Annotated in this window: 23 protein-coding genes; 3 read left to right on the top strand and 20 right to left on the bottom strand. The window is 50.2% G+C overall.

Annotated elements, in window-relative coordinates; translation table 11 throughout:
- The first annotated feature begins 94 nt into the window (after positions 1-94).
- Both EBB_RS01210 and EBB_RS01215 read left to right on the top strand, forming a co-directional pair.
- A complete protein-coding gene (locus EBB_RS01210; protein ID WP_225587194.1) occupies positions 95-1,441 on the top strand; it encodes an IS5 family transposase in 1,347 nt (448 codons plus the stop codon).
- The gene (locus tag EBB_RS01215) at positions 1,442-1,969 is read left to right on the top strand and encodes an IS5 family transposase (protein WP_306789979.1); all 528 of its coding nucleotides are present in this window, start codon (positions 1,442-1,444) and stop codon (positions 1,967-1,969) included.
- Here the strand turns inward: EBB_RS01215 and EBB_RS26860 are convergent.
- The 11 genes from EBB_RS26860 to EBB_RS01265 form a co-directional block, all read right to left on the bottom strand.
- A complete protein-coding gene (locus tag EBB_RS26860) occupies positions 1,950-2,102 on the bottom strand; it encodes a DUF8309 domain-containing protein (protein WP_503466899.1) in 153 nt (50 codons plus the stop codon). The genes EBB_RS01215 and EBB_RS26860 overlap by 20 nt on opposite strands.
- Positions 2,103-2,236: 134 nt before the next feature.
- Entirely contained in the window at positions 2,237-2,674 is a 438-nt protein-coding gene (locus EBB_RS01220) for a hypothetical protein (RefSeq protein ID WP_192392116.1), read from the bottom strand.
- Positions 2,671-2,850: a hypothetical protein gene (locus EBB_RS01225; protein ID WP_223146784.1), complete on the bottom strand. Its 180-nt coding sequence runs from the start codon at positions 2,848-2,850 to the stop codon at positions 2,671-2,673. Before EBB_RS01225 ends, EBB_RS01220 begins: the two co-directional genes overlap by 4 nt.
- A 307-nt stretch (positions 2,851-3,157) precedes the next feature.
- Positions 3,158-3,565 (bottom strand): hypothetical protein, encoded by a 408-nt coding sequence (locus tag EBB_RS01230; RefSeq protein WP_192392118.1) that lies wholly within the window; start codon positions 3,563-3,565, stop codon positions 3,158-3,160.
- A gap of 132 nt (positions 3,566-3,697) precedes the next feature.
- Positions 3,698-4,189, bottom strand: coding sequence for an SMI1/KNR4 family protein (locus tag EBB_RS01235; protein WP_192392119.1), 492 nt, complete (start codon positions 4,187-4,189; stop codon positions 3,698-3,700).
- A 42-nt stretch (positions 4,190-4,231) separates the two neighbouring features.
- Complete coding sequence (locus EBB_RS26615) at positions 4,232-4,558, bottom strand: SMI1/KNR4 family protein (RefSeq protein WP_225587195.1); 327 nt, start codon at positions 4,556-4,558, stop codon at positions 4,232-4,234.
- Positions 4,559-4,606: 48 nt separating this feature from the next.
- A protein-coding gene (locus EBB_RS01245) for an IS3 family transposase (protein ID WP_371741529.1) occupies positions 4,607-5,757 on the bottom strand; the annotation gives its coding sequence in 2 pieces (ribosomal slippage) (positions 4,607-5,491 and positions 5,494-5,757; 1,149 coding nt in all).
- 333 nt (positions 5,758-6,090) lie between these two features.
- Positions 6,091-6,474 carry a hypothetical protein gene (locus tag EBB_RS01250; RefSeq protein ID WP_192392121.1) on the bottom strand — a complete coding sequence of 128 codons (384 nt, stop codon included), beginning with the start codon at positions 6,472-6,474 and terminating at the stop codon, positions 6,091-6,093.
- 2 nt (positions 6,475-6,476) lie between these two features.
- Positions 6,477-7,346, bottom strand: coding sequence for an RHS repeat-associated core domain-containing protein (locus EBB_RS26385; protein ID WP_192393499.1), 870 nt, complete (start codon positions 7,344-7,346; stop codon positions 6,477-6,479).
- A 104-nt stretch (positions 7,347-7,450) separates the two neighbouring features.
- The gene (locus tag EBB_RS01260; RefSeq protein WP_192392122.1) at positions 7,451-8,266 is read right to left on the bottom strand and encodes a hypothetical protein; all 816 of its coding nucleotides are present in this window, start codon (positions 8,264-8,266) and stop codon (positions 7,451-7,453) included.
- 4 nt (positions 8,267-8,270) lie between these two features.
- Positions 8,271-12,668, bottom strand: a complete 4,398-nt coding sequence (locus tag EBB_RS01265; protein ID WP_229427557.1) for an RHS repeat-associated core domain-containing protein — start codon at positions 12,666-12,668, stop codon at positions 8,271-8,273.
- Between EBB_RS01265 and EBB_RS26620 the strand changes: the two genes are divergently transcribed.
- Entirely contained in the window at positions 12,562-12,855 is a 294-nt protein-coding gene (locus EBB_RS26620) for a hypothetical protein (RefSeq protein ID WP_229427567.1), read from the top strand. The two genes, EBB_RS01265 and EBB_RS26620, sit on opposite strands and share 107 nt — an antisense overlap.
- Positions 12,856-12,858: 3 nt before the next feature.
- Here the strand turns inward: EBB_RS26620 and EBB_RS01270 are convergent, their stop codons facing one another.
- The 9 genes from EBB_RS01270 to EBB_RS01310 form a co-directional block, all read right to left on the bottom strand.
- Positions 12,859-14,811, bottom strand: coding sequence for a type VI secretion system Vgr family protein (locus tag EBB_RS01270; RefSeq protein ID WP_192392123.1), 1,953 nt, complete (start codon positions 14,809-14,811; stop codon positions 12,859-12,861).
- Positions 14,812-14,857: 46 nt separating this feature from the next.
- The gene (locus EBB_RS01275; RefSeq protein ID WP_026147045.1) at positions 14,858-15,151 is read right to left on the bottom strand and encodes a PAAR domain-containing protein; all 294 of its coding nucleotides are present in this window, start codon (positions 15,149-15,151) and stop codon (positions 14,858-14,860) included.
- A 10-nt stretch (positions 15,152-15,161) separates the two neighbouring features.
- Entirely contained in the window at positions 15,162-15,743 is a 582-nt protein-coding gene (locus EBB_RS01280; protein ID WP_225892927.1) for a DUF6931 family protein, read from the bottom strand.
- Between the two features lie 85 nt (positions 15,744-15,828).
- On the bottom strand, positions 15,829-16,134 hold the full coding sequence (locus EBB_RS01285; protein WP_192392124.1) for a hypothetical protein: 306 nt from the start codon (positions 16,132-16,134) through the stop codon (positions 15,829-15,831).
- A complete protein-coding gene (locus tag EBB_RS01290) occupies positions 16,131-16,598 on the bottom strand; it encodes a hypothetical protein (protein ID WP_192392125.1) in 468 nt (155 codons plus the stop codon). The genes EBB_RS01285 and EBB_RS01290 overlap by 4 nt, the downstream gene beginning before the upstream one ends.
- A 200-nt stretch (positions 16,599-16,798) precedes the next feature.
- Positions 16,799-17,500: a Tle-like phospholipase domain-containing protein gene (locus tag EBB_RS01295; RefSeq protein ID WP_192392126.1), complete on the bottom strand. Its 702-nt coding sequence runs from the start codon at positions 17,498-17,500 to the stop codon at positions 16,799-16,801.
- A 128-nt stretch (positions 17,501-17,628) separates the two neighbouring features.
- Positions 17,629-18,099, bottom strand: a complete 471-nt coding sequence (locus tag EBB_RS01300; protein WP_195880851.1) for a carbohydrate kinase family protein — start codon at positions 18,097-18,099, stop codon at positions 17,629-17,631.
- 255 nt (positions 18,100-18,354) lie between these two features.
- Entirely contained in the window at positions 18,355-19,023 is a 669-nt protein-coding gene (locus tag EBB_RS01305) for a putative adhesin (protein ID WP_192392128.1), read from the bottom strand.
- A 93-nt stretch (positions 19,024-19,116) separates the two neighbouring features.
- On the bottom strand, positions 19,117-19,341 hold the full coding sequence (locus EBB_RS01310) for a hypothetical protein (protein ID WP_192392129.1): 225 nt from the start codon (positions 19,339-19,341) through the stop codon (positions 19,117-19,119).
- Between the last annotated feature and the right edge of the window lie 120 nt (positions 19,342-19,461).

Raw genomic sequence — 19,461 nt, forward strand, 5'->3', positions numbered from 1 at the left:
ATTGAAACACAATAAATAATTGAAGAAAAAGACGGGCAATAATTGCAAGAAATTAGTAAAATAGATATTAATTTCTTGCAAATTTTTATCGAAAATGAAGCCAAAATCCCAAGAAAGTAGCGGCCAAATCGATCTATTCAACACACCACTGGCCGACCTGTTGAATCCGAAGCATGAGCTTTACCAACTGGCAAATTTGATCGATTGGAAAGTACTGGATGATGCGTTCGGTGAATTTTTTACCGAGAACCAAGGCGCTCCGGCGTTGCCAACGCGTCTTATTGCCGGGCTTCATTACCTCAAACATGCGTTTGCACGCTCGGACGAAGCGGTCGTGGCACAGTGGCTTGAAAATCCCTATTGGCAATATTTTTGTGGCGAAGAGTATTTCCAACACCAGATACCTTGCCACCCCACGTCACTGACCTATTGGCGAAAACGGATCGGAGAAGAAGGTTGCGAGTGGATGTTATCGGTGACGATCCAGGCTGGCGTAGCCAGCAAGACCGTGAAGAAACAGGATTTTGAATCGGTGACGGTTGATAGCACGGTGCAAGAGAAAGCCATCACGTATCCGACCGATGGAAAATTGTATGAACGCTGTCGCCAGCACATGGTACGTCTGGCTGAGCAGCATGAGATTACACTACGGCAGAACTACAACCGCAAAGCCCCCTATTTGCTGATGATGGCGAACCGGTACAGTCATGCCAAGCAAATGAAGCGCAAACGCAAAATGCTCAAACAGCTCAAAACTTTGGTGGGTCGGGTTTACCGAGATATCGAGCGCCAATTGACGGATCAATCCGATGCAGTCAAATTGGCTTTTAAAGAGACGCTAGAGAAAACCCAACGGATTTTGAACCAACAACCCCAGGATAAAAACAAGCTGTACAGTTTCCACGCCACGGAAGTCGAATGCATTTCCAAAGGCAAAGTCCACAAGAAGTATGAATTCGGCGTCAAAGTGGGCATCACCGTCACCAACAAAAGTAATTTTGTGCTCGGCGCCCGCAGCTTTTCCGGTAATCCCTACGATGGACACACCCTGGAATCGTGTCTGGAACAGGCGGAGATTCTAAGCGGTACACGCGCAAAAGAAGCTTTTGTGGATTTAGGATACCGTGGTGTCGAGGTCCCGAACGTGACCATTTACAAAGCCCGGCAAAAGAGAGGAATAAACACCCGGCGACTCAAACGCGCCCTCAAACGCCGCAATGCCATCGAACCCGTCATCGGGCACCTCAAAAACGACGGATTGCTGGGCCGCAATTACCTGAAAGGCGAACTGGGCGATGCCATGCATGCCATCTTATGCGGTGCTGGCCACAATATCCGTATGATCCTCAGGCAGTTGAGGATTTTTTTGCCTCATTTTTGGAGACCGCCATGTCGGATTTTGGCGCGGCCATTGAGCGCGCCGTTTTTATTGTCGGCCTGAATGCTGGTGTTCGGAAAATATCGGCTTTTTCAGGGACGACTATTTATCGATGGCAGCATTGTTAAAGCCCATCAACACAGTAGCGGTGCCGCCCATGAAAATCCAGCAGCCATCGGAAAGTCGGTCGCAGGCAACACGACCAAAATCTATATGGCGGTTGATGCCGGAGGCCTTCCCATCCAGTTCTCGATCACGGGCGGCGAAGTCCATGACTGCAAAGAGGCGCCGGAATTTGTGGCCAAGCTACCCCTGGCGGACTACATGATTGCAGACAAAGGGTATGACAGCGAGCTATTACGGATTCAAATTCGAGACCAAGGTGCGGTGCCCGTCATACCAAGAAAACAAAATTCAATAATCGGGACTGAGGATATGGACTGGTGCCTCTATAAATATCGCCACCTCGTCGAAAACGTATTTGCGCGGCTGAAACATTTCAGAGCCATTGCTACCCGATATGACAAACTGAAACGCAATTTTGAAGGCGCTATCGCCCTCGCTTGCGCATTCATATGGTTACCGATGTAAAACGGCAACAGCCCCTAGTAATATTGAAAAACCGCATGGTCGCTCGACCCAACATTTGCCCCAACGTGTAAAGGTCCTCGCGAAGCTTAAGGCTGACCACATTATTGTGTTTCCAGACGATTCTTTTGGTCATTTCTCGATCTCATTGTTCCGGTCGGGTGACGATTGGCCGGCCTTGCCATATTGTTCTTCGATCAGGTTGCCGCACGAACATAGGCTAGGCTTTGCTGCATACGATTACACTAAAGCTAATAGCGCCTATGCGGGCTAAGATTTTCGCAGAAATTTCTCTGGCTCATCTCTTACTTCCACAATAACGTTCCGCACAATATCTTCAACGCCAGAACTATCTGTTTTATATTTATTAAATACAAAAATCACACCTTTAGCAACGTATGGCAGCGCATACGACACTTTATCTACAAAATCTACAATTTCTTTATATGGAATAAAAATAACAAATTCAGCCGCCGGCTTTTTTCGCACCAAATTCGGCCCTTTTATATTAAGCTCATCGGTCTTACGAGTTGCGGAAATAATAAATACTAATTTGAAATCAGCGTTTTTAAAAATTCTATTAAAGTGTGAAATTTCCTTTCCAAGAACATCTAGCTCTTCTCGCAACCTTTTAAGCAACAAGCTCGGCAAATCAAAGTCCGTATCTAATTCCACATATATTTGCCCAAACTCAATATTCATCATCACCCGTAATCTCCTTTGAGTTTAAAGCTTCTTTGATTGCCCTTCGGCACCGAGCCGTATTTTTCAAAGTGTTCTTCTAATTTTGCCGTCTCAGCCGCCTTTGCTTCTGACGTTGAACCATAACCCTCCTCAATGACCTTGCTTTTTACATTTTCCCTTCCAAACCAATCCGCAAGCATTCGGTCATGCTGGTATAGACGTGTAGGCAGGCCACTGGATTGTGTAACCCTATTCAAATCAGCTTTTCCTCAGCAGAAAACTCTACTTTTAAGTCCTACTTTTTTCAGGGCGATTACCGTCCCTTGCCGAGTTTTTCTTCGATCAGGTTGCCGGTCGTAAGCGGGCGAGGCTTTTTGATTCAAGATTTTGCAATACTTCTCCACCTACGATTTAAACCACGTGATGCTATATTGCAAAACCAGACTCCTATGTTTGTACCAATATTTGTAACTTACATTCTTTCGCGGCCTAGCAATCGATTCCGATTTACGGGTTTTCGGCCATTTCCAATATGCTCCGCAGCACTTCATTTACGCCAGAACTATCTCCACTATATTTATCAAAAATACTCACCAATCCGCATCGCAAATTTTCGACAACATAAGAAAACTCATCATAAGAGCTATCGAGTTTTTTATAGGGAATATGAAATACAAAATCAACACGATTATATCGATTAAAAAATGTAGGCCCCATGACCAAAGGCTTATCTTTTTCACATGTTGCCGAAATAACAATGCCAAGCTCAAAATCTTGCCCGTTAAATATATCCTTAAAGGGAATTATTTCTTTATTCAATGAGTTTAATCTTTTCCGCAACTCCTTCATAAGAAAGCTTGGGATTTTATAACTTAGATCAACTTCTGGATAAACTTGACAGGTAGATATATTCATCGCATCAAATACCCTTAGTTTTTGTCGGCTTGCCGACCGGACTCTGGCAAAGCCATCTAATTCAAAGCTTGACCGCAAATCAGTACACTTCCCTTCGTACCGTTACGCTGGCGCTAATCGTACCTATGCAGGCTAATCTTCATATTCATCAGATTCGACAAGCTGGTTTACAAACCATTGAAAAGATACGCCTAACTTCTTTTTTGCCTTCTCATGATTTTGTTCGTCATTCAGCGCTTCATCCCATCTGTCAACCGCATAAAAGTAAACTTCGCCAAATGTATCGATGCAAAAGTAATTTCCCCCATGATCAATGGCAAACGGAATCAATGCCTTGGGCATTACATTCTTTGCAACCATCAGTAAGTAACTATCTTCCAAAGTCCGCTCGGTTCCAACCGGGAATTTCATGGGCAAGAATTTTTTAACCCATAAAGAACAGCCATCCTCCAAAATCCAAAAACTATTTGAAGGTATACCGCCGTTGTGCATTAAATAATGATTTACTAATTCTTCCGGCAAAACGGGATTCAAATATTGCTGGATATTTACAATATCTTCCGGAGATAAATTCGACCTACCCTTTGAAAAAAATATTTTTGACACGATAGCAGTATCTTGCATTATCTACTTGAGTTTTCAACATATAAATTTTTGCAATATGCGTCACTCGTTATAAAGAGCAGCCACGAACTCGTCAAAGGAGCCGCATACGTATATCTTGTCGGCTGTATCAGTGGTGAGTAGATATACACGTTCATAGTCATCATCCAGTAATGACATGTAGAATATGTTACCGCCAGCATCATTGGCAAAAGGCAGAAAACAACCATCGGGCTCAGATACCTGCATATCCCTTACTAGCCTCTCGATAGGTAGGAATCCATATTTAATAGGGATAAACCCATCAATCGAAAATACGTGTAGGTTTCCCTTAACATAATTCGAATTTGGAAATCCTCCGTTGTTTCTCAAATAAAGAAGTGGCCCCAATGTTTTGAACAGAAAATCGCTGATTTAAAGTGAAATCCCTGCCATGGTTTAGGCTGCCAAGTTGATGCTTGGCAGCCCATCGTTATACGCCTGATGCGGCGTTTTTCGTTTCAAACGGGAATGCGGTCGATCGTGGTTGTACCACTCGAAATAATCCAGGATCGAAGCGCGGGCTTGGCCGACGGAATCGTAAGCATGCAGGTAAACCCGCTCATACTTGACCGAACGCCATAGCCGCTCGACAAACACATTATCCCGCCAAACGCCCCGACCGTCCATGCTGAGCTGACAACCTTGGCCTTTCACCGCGTCGACAAATGCCTTGGCGGTAAACTGACTGCCTTGGTCGGTGTTGACGATGTCCGGTCTGCCATAGTATTTGAGGGCTTGCTCCAGCACATCCACGGCATGACAGGCTTCCAGGGTGATCGCGACCTTGGCGGCCAGCACTTTGCGACTGGCCCAATCGACGACTGCCGTTAAATACGCGAACCCTTTGGCCAGCGGGATATAGGTCGTATCCAGGGCCCAAACCTGATTGGCTCGGTTGATGGTCATACCGCGCAGCAGATAGGGATAGATTTCGTGGCCTGGTGTCTTCTTACTGGTATTGGGTTTGCAGTACACCGCTTCGATGCCCATTTTCGTCATCAAGGTTTTCACACGCTTGCGGCCGATCTGGACGCCTTGCCGATTCAGCTGATCCCGTAACTGGCGAGCGCCCATAAACGGGTGCTTCAGGTGCAGTTTGTCGAGGCGGCGCATAATGTCTAAATCGCGCTCCGCAACTGGCTTGGGCAAGTAATACACACTACCACGACTGATACCTAATAGCTTGGCTTGCCGACCAATCGGCAACTTGGCTTGACGGTCGATCATCGCTTTGCGCTCAGCAATCCCGCCTTGGTGAGCGCGCCCTCTACCCCGCAGGGCACAAGTAAAAAATCATTCTCCAACGTCAACTGGCCGATTTTCGCATGCAGGGCTTGCAGATCGACCGGCGGCGATTCGGACTCCGCAGGCTTCCCAAACACTTCGGCAGCCCGCTCGCTCAGCTGCTTTTTCCAATCGACAATCTGATTTTGATGCACCTCGAATTCCTGCGTCAATTGGGCTAAGGTTTTATCGCCCGCCAAGGCCGCCAGCGCAACTTTGGCTTTGAAGGCCGGTGAATGTTTCCTTCTCGGTTTTTTGGACATCTTCTGCTCCATTTTTTGTCCTTACGGACGTTCAAAAGTAGCAGGGTTTTTCACTTAGTCGGCTGTCCAATTTTTTGGGGCCATCTCTGTATTGGGCGGTGTCATTCGGCGTTTCGGCGCGGACCAGGCGGTTGTCGCTATCGTACTGGTAGCGGGTGACGATTTGGCCGGACTTACATGTTCGTTAGCAGGCGCCGCCCCTATTAGGACGAAGCCTTTTGATTCAGGGCAAACTTGCGGATCTGTAAGATTCCTGGCGGACGAGTAAGTTGACGGCAATCCTCCCCGCAAGTCGTAATTACACGGGAGACTTAATCAGCATCGATTCTGTAGTCACAAATTCGTTGGATATAATCTCACAGTGTCGGCTTTGCCTTGAACCCACCCATGAATATCACTTGGCATACCATTTACATCTAACAAAATAATACTTTCTGCCAATTTAATTACAAGACACCCATCGCCTTCATATGAAACCACTTCTGCAACAAAGGAAAATCCATTATTATCTAACGCTATCCCACTAGTTTTATTATTTGAAATTGATAGAGTCACTCCCCACTGCAAAGTGTCCTCAACATCTATCTCGACATCGATTAATTGTCCTGCCGCCAACAATTCACCCTCCCAAATACCTCTTCCAACTCCAACAGGAGTTTCAAACTTGATGTTTTTTTTACCTTTAGATGAATCAATGTTTATTATCTTGATAATCATAATTAATTCTTAGGAAGTGGGACGCGAACAACTTTGTTATCTACATTCATAACATTACTTACAGAATCAAATGTCCATGTTTCTTCGTGATAATGATGTTTGGTTGGAGTGCTATTCATTTCATGAGAACCATATCGAATACTCCGTTTCCCATCAGCTGAAACAATACGGTCAGGATCAGGTAATCCCGTTCTAGGGTGTATATTTGAGTGAGGTCCAGGCCCTAGGAACTCATCCCACTTATCAACTGCGTTCTCGGGTTTTACGGGCTTACTTGCGTAAACTTCTTTGTGATACCCCTTTGCTGGCAAACTATTTGTAGTTTCCGAACACGTCAATCCCAAAGGATCAATCCAATTCACCGGATTCGGTACGTATTGGTATAGGTTATTCCCACCCAATAGCCCTATCGGGTCCTGATGAATAAACCTCCCTGCATTAGGATCGTAATAGCGATTCAGGTTGTAATGCAAACCGGTTTCTTGGTCGTAATACTGGCCTTGGAAACGTAGTGGGTTGTCGATGGCTTCGACGTCGGCCAGGGCCAGATTGCCGTAGGCGCGGTAGCGGGCGGACCAGACGATTCTGCCATCGGTATCGGTCAGCTCCCTGGGCGTGCCGAGATGGTCCAGGTGGTAGTGGTAGGTGGTGCCGCTGGCTTGGCTGTTGTCTTGTTCGTACAGCGCCAAGGGCCGGAAGCTGCCGGGTTCGAACAGGTAGGTGCGGCTGCACTGGCTATCGATTTCCGCCAGCAGGCGCGGGCCGTCGTATTGAAAGCGGGTTTCGCCTTGCGCGGTGTGTTTGGCGATGCGCCGGCCCAGGGCGTCGTAGCGGTATTCGCTGATTCCTTGCGGCGTTTCGGCGCGAATCAGGCGGCTGTCGCTATCATATGGTAGCGAATGAGATTTGGCCGGCCTTAATTTGTCCCGCCGTTCCGAGCGTTTCTTCGATCAGGTTGCTGTCCCGGAATAATTGGCTAGTTGATATACTGCTTCAGCTCTTTGTAATGCCCGAACCAATACATAAAGTTATCTCGATTCACTCCATCTTTTCCTGTCCAAAAATCCACGGGGTATTTCCAATCCGAACTACGTGTCTTTCTAGGAGCCAAACTTATATTCACATATCTATGCAACAGTCCTTCGTGACTTGGTGTTTGCAAAACGCCACAATAGCCAAGTGTTTCGAGGAGAACTTTTATCTGCTCCTTGGTCGCTTTAAAAGATAGAATACTTTTTAATTGCTTTTGAAGAGTTGAAATTGTAGTTAATTGATCTGCCCGTCTGATTGCCTGCAAAATGCTTCCAAATATTTCGAAATCCAAAGTATTTGGATATACATCAGACAACTTTTGATGCTGCAAAAGAAAAAAACTAATCTCAGCTGGACTTCCAGAAAATAGTCCACCACAAAAAAAGCGCAAATTGTTAAGCGCGGAAAGATCTACAACCCTTTGCTTTGGATAGGAGCACAATTTGCAATAGTGCCCATCCAGCATGTCAAATTCGTGATGCGGAAATGACTGCATGATTGCATATGCTGCCAATCCACTCCGATAATCAAGTCTGTTGATACTAAGACTAGCCAAAAAAAGATTTGTAAAATGTTCCTTGCGGCAATCGGAAAAAATCTCAAAGCAAGCCCTGACGGCTTCGTCATGGTTAATATTCTCCTTATCGAACATTAGCCCTTTATCCTTTGCATATATGAAATCAGCTTGCAAAGTATCTTCCGGGCGAGTCAGATTATACTTGCGCAATATCTGGAGTGCTTTTTCATCTACTTCATTCATACAACTACGCCCCACATTCGGTCTTTATTGGTTTAAGGTCGCTCACGCGATTAACTCCATTTTCTTTTAGATGAGCGTCTGCCGTGTCCATTCTAAGGCGACCTTGTACCGAGTTTTGTTTAACTTCAGATATGCCATTAATTTTATTACCCCTCACGTTCGGACTTCCTCGGCCTAATAATTCATTTTCTGCGATACCGCGTTGCTCAATGCCTCTAACCGTATCATAAGGCGTTCCATTTGGCGTAACCTGTGATATTTTGTCTCCTGCACCAAATCTCATCCCATCCGCGCCTTTGGTTCTGGAATGGCGCCCCATCACATCTGCCAGAGTCTCATTATCAGAGGCACGGCCATGGTAATAAACTTCTCCATTAGAGTTTGTTAAAAAATAATTCCAATCTAAACCCAAAGGATCAATCCAATTAAGCGGATTTTGCACATATTGGTATAGGTTATTCCCGCCTTCCAACCCAATCGGATCCTGATGAATAAACCGCCCCGCATTCGGATCGTAATATCGATTCAGGTTGTAGTGCAAACCGGTTTCTTGGTCGTAATACTGGCCTTGGAAACGTAGTGGGTTGTCGATGGCTTCGACGTCGGCCAGGGCCAGATTGCCGTAGGCGCGGTAGCGGGCGGACCAGACGATTCTGCCATCGGTATCGGTCAGCTCCCTGGGCGTGCCGAGATGGTCCAGGTGGTAGTGGTAGGTGGTGCCGCTGGCTTGGCTGTTGTCTTGTTCGTACAGCGCCAAGGGCCGGAAGCTGCCGGGTTCGAACAGGTAGGTGCGGCTGCACTGGCTATCGATTTCCGCCAGCAGGCGCGGGCCGTCGTATTGAAAGCGGGTTTCGCCTTGCGCGGTATGCTTGGCGATGCGCCGGCCCAAGGCGTCGTAGCGGTATTCGCTGATTCCTTGCGGCGTTTCGGCGCGAATCAGGCGGTTGTCGCTATCGTACTGGTAGCGGGTGACGATATGGCCGGCCTTGCCGCGTTTTTCTTCGATCAGGTTGCCGGCGGCGTCGTAGCTGTAGTGGCGGTCGCCCATCATCAGCAAGCGGTCGCCTTCGACGAGGCCGGCTTCGGCGCTGGCGCCCAATAGGTTGCCGGCCGGGTCGTGGACGAAGCTTTCCGGGCTGAGGCCTTCGCTGCGGATCAGGCGAGCGGCGGGGTCGTAGTGGTATTGGCTGCGGCCTTGGCGCAGGTCATCCAGTTCGCGCAGTTTGCCGGCCGTATCGTAGCTGTACTGGCGACCGATCAGCGGCGCTTGGCCTTTGCCGGCGACGCGTTGCCGCAATAGGCGGCCCAGCGGATCGTAGTCGTAGTCGGTGTTGAGTAGGCCTTGGCTGCGGCCAATTTCCCGGCCCAGGTCGTCGTAGCGGTGGCTGGTGAGGGTTTGGCCGTCGAGTTCGATGCTATCCAGGTAGCGCTCGCCGAAACGGTAGTCGATGCGGTGCCGGTTCGGGGTTTCCGTGTGGATGCGTCGGCCCAGCAGGTCGTATTTGTGGCGGACGATGGCGCCGTTCTGATTTTCCTGGTTGATCTGGCCCAGGGCGTTGTAGCCTAGCAGCACCAGGCTGTCGGCATTTTTCGCCAGTTGTAAGCGGCCCAACGGATCGTAGCCGTATTGGCTCAGGCTGCCGTCGGCGGCGTGTTTTTTCAGTAAGCGGCCGAGGCGGTCGCGTTCGAAGCGGGTGACGTTCCAATCGCCGTCGGCGCCGGGTTGCAGGTAGGCTTCCAGCGCGCCGGCGGCGTTGTAGCGGTAGCGTTGGATGCGGCCGTCGAAGCCGATTTCTTCGATGAGATTTTCGTCGCGGTCGTAGTTAAGGCTGTAGGTTTCGCCTTTCGGGTTGATCAGGCCGATCAGGTTGCGTTCGCTGTCATAGCGATACCGCATTTCGTGGCCCAGCGGATCGATGCGGGCGGTGGGTTGGGACAGGCCGTCGTCGTAGCGGTATTCGGTGGTGTGGCCCAGGCCGTCGATGTAGTGGGTCAGCAGGCCGGCGGCGTTGTAGCGCAGTTGCACGGTGCTGCCGTCCGCGTGTTGTACCGCAGTCACGCGGCCGGCCGCGTCGTAGCCGTAACGGGTGGTGCGTTTGTCTTGATCGACGATGGCGACGATACGCTCGTCATCGTCGTATTGGTAGCGGGTCTTGATGCCGTCGAAGCCGATCTCGCCGACCAGGCGTAATTGCTCGTCCCACAACAGCGAGCGGGTTCGGCCCAGTGCATCAGTGATGCGCACCGGCACGCCTTGGGCGTTGTATTGGTATTGGGTGACCGCGCCGTTGGCGGCGACGGTTTCTTCCAGACGGCCGCCTGCGTCGTAGCGGCGCAGCCAGCGCTGATCCAATGCATCGATCAGTTCGACCGGACGGCCTTGTTTGTCGTATTTGACGCGTTGGCTAAAGCCCAGCGCATCGGACACGCCGACCAAGCGGCCTTCCTGGTCGTAGCTAAAGCGGGTGACGCCGCCGTCCGGTGCCACGGTTTGCGCCAGTTGATTGTCGGCGTTGTAGCTGTGGCGGGTTTCCCGGCCTTCCGGGCTGCGCTCGGAAAGCAACAGGCCTTGCGGATCGTGGCGATACACTGCGACGCCGCCGCGCGAATCGATGGCATGGCTGACGCCGTCCGGCAACCATTCGAAGCGGTAATCGTAAACGCCGTTATCGCCCCAGTTGTGCAGACATTTGCCTTGCGGCGTGTCTTGATCCCATTCGAAGTAAAAGTTAAAGCCGCTGGGCAGGGTGCGGCGGGCGATGACATGGTTGCGATAAGCGTAGCTTTCGCCTTGATCGAGGCGGTCGTGAGCGCCGATTAAGTCACCTTCGTCGCTATAAAGATAATTTACCAACGGGTCGCCGGCCGCTTCGAATCCGCTCCCTTGTCGTTTGCCGGGACGAATAGAAACGATGCGCCGGCCTTGGCGTTCCAGCAGTAAATGCTTGTTCCAACTGGCGGAGATGCGTTCGACGTCGCCGTTGGCGTCGCGATGAAAATACAGACTTTGACCCTGGCTGTTGTGCCAGGCCCGCAAAGGGCAACGGCCAGACCGACCGGTGAAGGTTTTCGCCAATCCGCTAGGTTCGACGATGCGATACTGGCCGCTTTCCCGGTACAAGCGAACTTGTTCCGGTAGATTAATGCTATGGGCTCCGGGCTTGGGCAAGGGCAAATCGATACGCTGACCATCGGCATTGCAGAACGTCACGCGCTCGCCGATTTCCAGCCACTCGTCCAACGGCGTCAGCCAGCCGTAGCCCAATTGGTGATCGACATCGGATTGGCTGCTACGGTAATAACGCCGCCAAGGCAAGGGCAATGGGCCATCCCAAGTAAAGTCGATTTTTTCCAGCATTTCCTCGCCGGTAAGCATGCTGATCGGCTCACCGGCGGTTTTGCAATCCTTACCCGGACATGCGGTTTGTTTAGAGGTGGAGGCCCCGCCGGCGGCTTCACCCTCCGCCGCCGCACCCGCCGGCGCTTTACCGGATGCCGTTTTGCCGGTTGCTTGCGATGGCGTTACCGCTTCCGAGGCGGCTCCCGATTCGCGGGCCAAGCCTTTTTTTCCGCGTAGCGAGCGCACTTTTGCTAACAGCGCGACAAAGGCCGCGACACCGATCACCGCGATGGCGTCCGCCAGGTGCGTGGCGGCTTCGTCGAGATCTTGTTCGTTACCGGCGGTGGCTGTGATCGCCAAAAATTCGCCCAGGTCGCGGGCGACGCCGAATACCGCCAGTCCGAACATCAGGATGCCGCCCACCAACATCAGAATATCGACGATTTCGCCAACGCCAAACACATGGGCGCCCGCCCAAATCACCAATGTTGCGGCCATGATCGCCAAGCTTTCCGGACTGAGCAGCGCTTCAAACTCGCGGCGCATACTGCCAGACAGTTTCGGCGCGGTTAAACGCAGGGCTTCGGAGAATTTGCGTTCCAGCGTCCAGCTCCCCACCGTTTCCATCGGTATCGGCATAGGCATGTTAGGTGCGGGAGTCGATTGGACTGCGCTACTACTGGCACTTGCGGGTGGCGGCATCGGTGCAGCAACTTGCGCTTTATCCCCTTTCAGCAGATAAAACCAGGTGTCTTTACCGACGATACCGTCAGCGTTAATGCCGACGCTTTTTTGATACTGGCGCACGGCATTCGCGGTAGCCTGAGCAAATCGCCCATCAAGGACCAAGTTTGGCGATGGGCTAAGACAGGCGTTAAGTAGGCTTTGCAACTGCCGAACCTCGGCACCTTGCGAGCCGGGCTTTAATATCGGCAGACCGCTACGAGTCGGAACTATGCGCGGCGCGGCCTTGGCCGGTTGGCCGGGTAATACGCCTATGGGGGTCGGCCGTGGCGAAGAATCGCGGATCGTCGTGCCGGCATCGATGTTGCGTGGCCGGATCTCGGAGCCCGTTGGCCTGGGATCTTTCCATCCGGCCATCTATGCCTCCATCCAGGCACACGCTGTAGCCAGGATGGACGAATTGTCGTCGCGACCCAGCTCGACGCCGGCCCGGCGTCCTTTATCCCTGTTGTATTCCAGCATTATCCTTACTCTATCCGGTTGGTTTCGCGCGGCGGAAAAATGATCATCAGTTGATCATCACCATCCCGCCTTTAAGGGTCAGCATGCCATCACCACTCACCGTGGTCTGCAAGCCCTTCAACTCGGCCTGGGTGTCTGCCTGGATTTTAACGGTCATGCCTTTGATCGTAACGCCACTGTTGTCGATTTTGATGCTGTTGGAGCCCACTTTGAGCTCTATGGACTGCCCGGCTTCCTCGGAAATGCTGCCGGCACTGACCTTGATGGTCCGATTCCCCTGGCTGACGGTCAAACTGTCGTTGCCTTTATTGATTTCAACGGTGTGATTGCCAGTTTTGACCGTCAATTTATCATTGCCTTGATCCAGCGTGATGGTGCGGTGATTGTAGATGTCCACGGTTTGGTCGCCGGCATCTTTTTTCTCAAAGCCGATTTTTTGCACGTCGTTATTTTCAACGATGCGCGTAAAGTTTTTCTCGGCGTGCATGTAGAGCTCTTCGTTACCTTTCTTGTCTTCGAAGCGAATTTCGTTGAAATTTTCAGCGGCCCCATTCGGCGTGCTGCGGGTTTTAATACCGCTTTGGGTTTTGTTGGCATCCAAAGCATACGGCGGCATTTGTTGGGCGTTATACACGCGCCCGGTGATGATAGGGTTATCCGGATTGCCTTCCAGAAAATCGACGATCACTTCCTGGCCGACGCGCGGAATAAACATAGACCCCCAATTGTTGCCGGCCCATATTTGCGCAACCCGCACCCAAAATGAGCTATTTTCATTTTTTGTGCCGAGCCGATCCCAGTGAAATTGCACCTTAACCCGGCCATATTGATCGGTCAGGATTTCGTCGCCGCCGCCACCGACGACTATGGCGGTTTGCACACCCTGCACTACCGGCACACGGGTGCGCCGAGGCGGACGGTAGGCGTATTCGGTACTGATAACGGAATAGGTACATTGAAACTCGTCCATGCCGCCCGCTTCGGCAATACCGTAGTCGTTGTTTTGGATCTGGAATTGGGTGGATACCGTCAGATATTCACGGTTTTGATCGGCGCGCGGAAATTCCGACAAGGTGAATTTTTGTCCTACCGCCAGCGTGCGCACATTGCCGAGCGCAACGGTTTGCTCGTGCTCCGCGCGCAGTTCTTCCATGCGCAGGCGCGAGTAACGCTCACCCTCGCTGTCTACTTTGAACTCCCCCGGGTAGTCGTAGACGGTTTTGCTGGCTTGAGCATGTTCGCCAGGCAGCTCTTTGACTTTGTCCAAAGGCGCGGTTGTCGCCTCGAAATCAAAATCCTTTAAGCGGTAACTGCCGGAACGAATTTGCCGTCCAAGCCGCCATTGGTAAAAATGTTCCTCGTCGCGCCCGCCCTGGTTTGCGGCAGGGTAGTATTTGACCGTGGCCGGTGTCGCAGCCGTCAACATGGTAATGTCGTCGCACAACACCAGCGAATGAATGCTGTCGGTATGCGTGAAGTAATAGTAGATACCTTCTTCTTCGAGCAGCCGGCTAATAAAATTGAAGTCGGTTTCCCGGTACTGCACGCAAAAATCGCGGGGCTGGTAGGTGGTGGAAAACTTTGTGGTTACGTCGGTATAACCATGCTCGGCGAGGACAGCCTTGACCATGTCCGGTACATTTTTGGTTGCCGGCGCCGGCGATAAAACCCGGCAGTTACTGGCTTGCGTCAGTAACCACACTTTCGGATGTACGATAGCCCGGTAGAAATACAGGTCGCCGAGCATACCGAATTGGTTTATCTGCGTGACAATGCCGTTGAACGGCCGTAGCGCACCGTTGTCGAGTTGCAGTTTGACGGTAATGCTGGTGCCCAACACCGTTTGCAGATCAATATCGCCGTTCTCGCTCAGCAATTCCAACTCGTACTCAAACAAACTGCTCAATTGTTCTTTACCAGTCATCCGATACAGCACGAAGGTATCCGCACCGGCGGCTGTCACCACCGAAGCGGTGCGAGATTCTTGAGAAAGTGGCATGGTGAAATCCTAACGCTAAAACGATAATTTTGTGATAAAGCCGGCGTCAGCCACCGATCAGTACCGTAGGGTAACCAAGGACAATGGTGCCGCCGTGGGCGCACATATCGCCCATCCTGGCGGCCGGCATGTTGGCTATCAAAACCGTCGCCGAGCCTTTGGCAATAGTATCCGGCGGCCCAACGCAAGTCGCCATGTCGGTAGCGCGTGCTGCCGGCATTTTGCCTATCATCACCGTGGGCGCACCAGGAGGCAAAATCGGCCCCCCGACATGCGGCACGGGGCCGGTAAACATTGGACAAACATGCATATCAGTTATACGTGCAGCCGGCTGTCCCATCGCAATCTCCTTAAGCGGCCTGCCAAAGCCGGCCGTTACCGCCGTTGGCAATATCAATAGCCTGATCGATAAAAAACTGGTATTTCTCGTAGGCTTTTTCCGGCTGAGTCAATACCGCCGCCAACATTACCGCACCGGCCACCGCCTTGGCCGTCAGATTATCCGCGGGAGGCACCGACGGCGCATCTTCCGGTGCCATACTGCCGTCACTCCAAAACGCGGCCATGGCTGCCCATGCGGCAGGATTTTCGAAGGATGCGCTGTGAGCGGCAGCGTTAGCGGCCCGGCGATTCGGCTCGGTTGGCTTAAACACCCACAACTCCGCAGCATCAAGCGCTTTAACCACTTCAGGGGGCGTTTGCGGGCTCACCACACTGCGCGCAGAAAGGCAGGCCCACCAGGTCGCTTCGCGCTTGGGTAACGCTCTGGCCATAAAACGCACGGCATCGGGATAAAGTTGCTGTTCGAGCAATTTATTCAAAAAATCAACCGGCGCAGGGTCGGCAAGCAGGCCTGCAGTTGCCTGCTGATCCAGTTGAATATCCTGGCAAATCGCCGAGGCTTTAGGTATCGATACTTTAGTTAATGACACTGCGCCAGCCATGTATTCCCCACTTTCCGTTCACCTTTCAAATATAAATCGAAAAACCGTTCAGCTTATTATGCAGTTTCTCTCACTACGCAGACTCATCATCGTCACTCCATTCTTTTTCATATCCGGCGTTAACCAGATAAGATCTTAGTGTGTTCATGATGTACTCATCATAGGCTTGAAGATCGCGATGACCGGCAGCATCCAAACCTTGCTCAGCATCTTTAACCGACTCGTCGACCATCTGCCAGAAAAACGCCGTCAGCAGTTTGGCCTCGTTGGCGTTTTTTACATATCCTTTGTCAATAATCTCGATGATGCCATTTGCTTGTAGTTTATGAGCATAGTGCATGAGTATTTCTTTTTCCTCAGGATACTTGTAGGCTATCATTTCAAGAACCTTTCCACATGCGGATATACTGCCATTCTATCGGCAATCATCAATAATTTTGCCACTAAGGCGTCGATGGTCATGCGCTCGGTGACTGTTAACAAATAGTGCTGACTATCCCGAGTATCTTGCACAAACCTTAACCCAGCCGGCAATTCAAAGCTCGCCAATAACCAGTTAATATCAATCGACTTATCTTTATTCCATTTACGCTTTAATTTTATCTGATCTTTTAAATGATTCCATCCAGCGGAAAATGAAAGCCCCATTTGCTCATGCGGCTCCACCCAGTTTTTACAAGGCGAAAACAAATAGTCCTTTTCCCGTATACCTTTAATCATCGCTCCTTGACTATGATCTATATACAAGGTCGGATGCTGTCCGGCAACAATAGGCCGAGCCCGAAACTCCCCCAGCCCTTTAATATATTCCCGCAAATCATTGACTGAATTTAAATGTGTCATCTTTGTTCACAGGGAATATGCATAGGCAACTAATGAGCGCTTATCGCCAGCTTTTCAAAGATACGGCACACCCACCCAAACTTCAATAAAATCTAAACTTCGGCATTGCTAATTTGGCCGCCCACACAACTCCTAATAGCATTAGCGTATTCGGAGGAATGTAGACTTTAATTAGTCCGAATACGTTTCACTATTCGGACCTACAGCCCTTCGAAAGGATCGATATTCGCCCAATCGGTCTGCAAGACCGCCTGCCAGCAATTGGTTTTACCGTGAGCGCCGCTGCCGGTGGCATTGGGCAAATCGACCACCATGCCGACATGGTCGCCAGCCAAGCCTTCCACGCTAACCGGATCGCCGGCTATTCGAAAATTGATGCCAGGGCAATCGGAAGCCCCTTTCGATTGCCAAGTCCGAATCATCATTTGCGGTTTCAAAATATTCACGTGCGCGGCCTTGATCACTTGCGCCATCGCTGGCGCATTGAAGGTCACGAACGGCACACCTTCCCAAACACCAACCACTTGCGCCAAACCGCCACCCAACGAATGACCGGTTAGCGATAGCCGCCGGCCGCCAGCGATTTGCTTGGCGGCCTTCAGCATCTGCAGAGCCGACGAGCATTGGTTGGGCAGAATACGCAAACCGATTCTCAGGTCCGCCCCAATATCGGAGAATAGTTTTCCTTTTTGCCCCGGATTCGTGCCGCAGCAACCGACCACGACATCGGTGCTGTTGCACCAAATACCGCCTTGAAAGCCGTCACCGTACCAAGTCCCCGATTCCCATTTCTTCACCTGCCAGTCATCGACCATGTGTCCCGGCGGCTCGGCACAATACTGATTGGTATTTTTGTAATATGCGGCAATCGCAATTTTTGCAAAATCTAAACAAGTGGCCATAATCGATCCGCTAAATGCTGCTCATTAAATGAAATATCGACTGACATAAAGTTAAGTTAGAAAGATATGTTGAATTTTGACCGGCTACGTTTATTCCGCCAAGAAATAGCTGTATAGGCAGATGCCAATTAACCGCGGCGAATGCTGTCCCCTTCGATCACTAGGGTGGTGGTACCCGTGCCGAACCGTTGCATCACACGACTGGCTTCATTGGCAATTTTTTGACTCATTCCTTTTTCCATATGGCCATTCACCAATCCAAGCACTGTGTAAGAAACGCTGTCGAACAATAGATTTAACTGTGCATTTCCGCCAACATGGATATGATTCACATTAGTAGATCCCGGAGCACTCCTACCCTTTGCAGTTTTGTTGAAAACCATGCGCAGAGCACCTGCCAGAATCGAATTACCAGCCAATACCTCGCCTACCGCATCATTTACCACCAAGCCCTGAGCTAACGGTTCCGGCATGGGCATGTCGACATAATAGGCCAAGTGACCATCGCAACCGCCTTCGCCGCAGTCGTAGTCGCCGTAAGGTAACTTCTTGGTGGTTTTGGTCCCGCATTTGTTGCAAACGTATTTATATACCATCACTGAATCTCCAAAAAAAATCGTTCTTGTAAGTCTAAATATTTCACATAGTTGACCAGCATTTCGCTATGCCGTTAGATATTATCACCTTGCGTTTGCCAAAAGACTTAGCTTATAAGCCTACTTAACAGATTGTTGAATTTCTATATTTGGCGCGTTAGCGCAATCTACATTTACTAAAAAGTCTTCATATAAACCACAATATATAGCCAGCTTGTCGCTCCAAAAACATTTGTTCAACGGTATTTCAACAGCCTTCTAGGGTGTTGTTTTCGTTGCAGATTTATTCAAACAAAATCTTTGTATCTGGGTTTTAGCTTTATTTGGCGGCGTAGGTGTGCCGGTCCGATTCTCAACACGGCAAGCCAGCCAATGGACAACACAAGTATCATTGGTATTTCCTGCTATTTCGGTAGCGAATTTGAGTATTTCGTTCAACGTAATCTCATCGGTATCCAAGCCGAATTTCCGGTCGGTTATTTTTTTGTCGGAACCATCCCAACCACTGGTTGCAAAACATCCAAAACTGTGGCGATTAGGATCATCCTTTGGGCCGGGGCCGTGGACAATGTAATTAAACAAAAACTTGTCAGCAGCCTGCCCGCCCGTAATCAGGGAGGGCCAATCCGCTCCAAAACTGGGCATCAAATGACTGTAATTGGTAAGCGGGGTATTCTTCTCTATGGGCTTCATCTCAAGCTTTCCGCGTAATCTCAACAATCCACCTTCGAGATCCGATTTATTCTGGAATTTTTTTTTCATGATTTCATCTTTTAGGCTCGTCGCTAAATCGGCACTAATCTCTTGCCCTGGTGGCACATAAAAGACAACCCAAACATTATTTGGTAAGGTTAGTGTATCGGGATCGTCCGTCCCATCTACAAGAATCCCGCCGTGGCCAATCGCGCAAAAATGTTGCATACCCATAATCGATTACCTCAAAAATAATTGGCGCCTTAAATCGCCCGCATGCCGCAGCACAAAAATGCGGAAAATATCAAAACTTCAGTTCCGCAAAATTTAGGAGAGGTGTTGTTCGCCAACCTTAGTCCCATCGCTTTGAATACTTTTATTTAAGTTGTTACCGCTTTCATTGGCATGAACGACAACCGGACTTCCTCGGTCACCCGAAATCAGAACGCCACAGCCGTTGAGTTGATAAGTCAAAAATTTTGATTGCGTACCCAGCGGCATCCAGCACAGCCGGTCAAATCCCCACGGCAACAGACAGGAATCGCCGCTCATATCAAGAGTACCGGTAAGCGTGTATTCCCCGGTAATCGAACTTTGACTGTCATCGATTCGGCCAATGGACAATGAACAATCCACGACATTGTAAATGCCAAAACGTCCGGTCGCTCCGGG

The sequence above is a fragment of the Methylomonas fluvii genome, from assembly GCF_014850975.1.
Taxonomy (GTDB): Bacteria; Pseudomonadota; Gammaproteobacteria; order Methylococcales; family Methylomonadaceae; genus Methylomonas; species Methylomonas fluvii.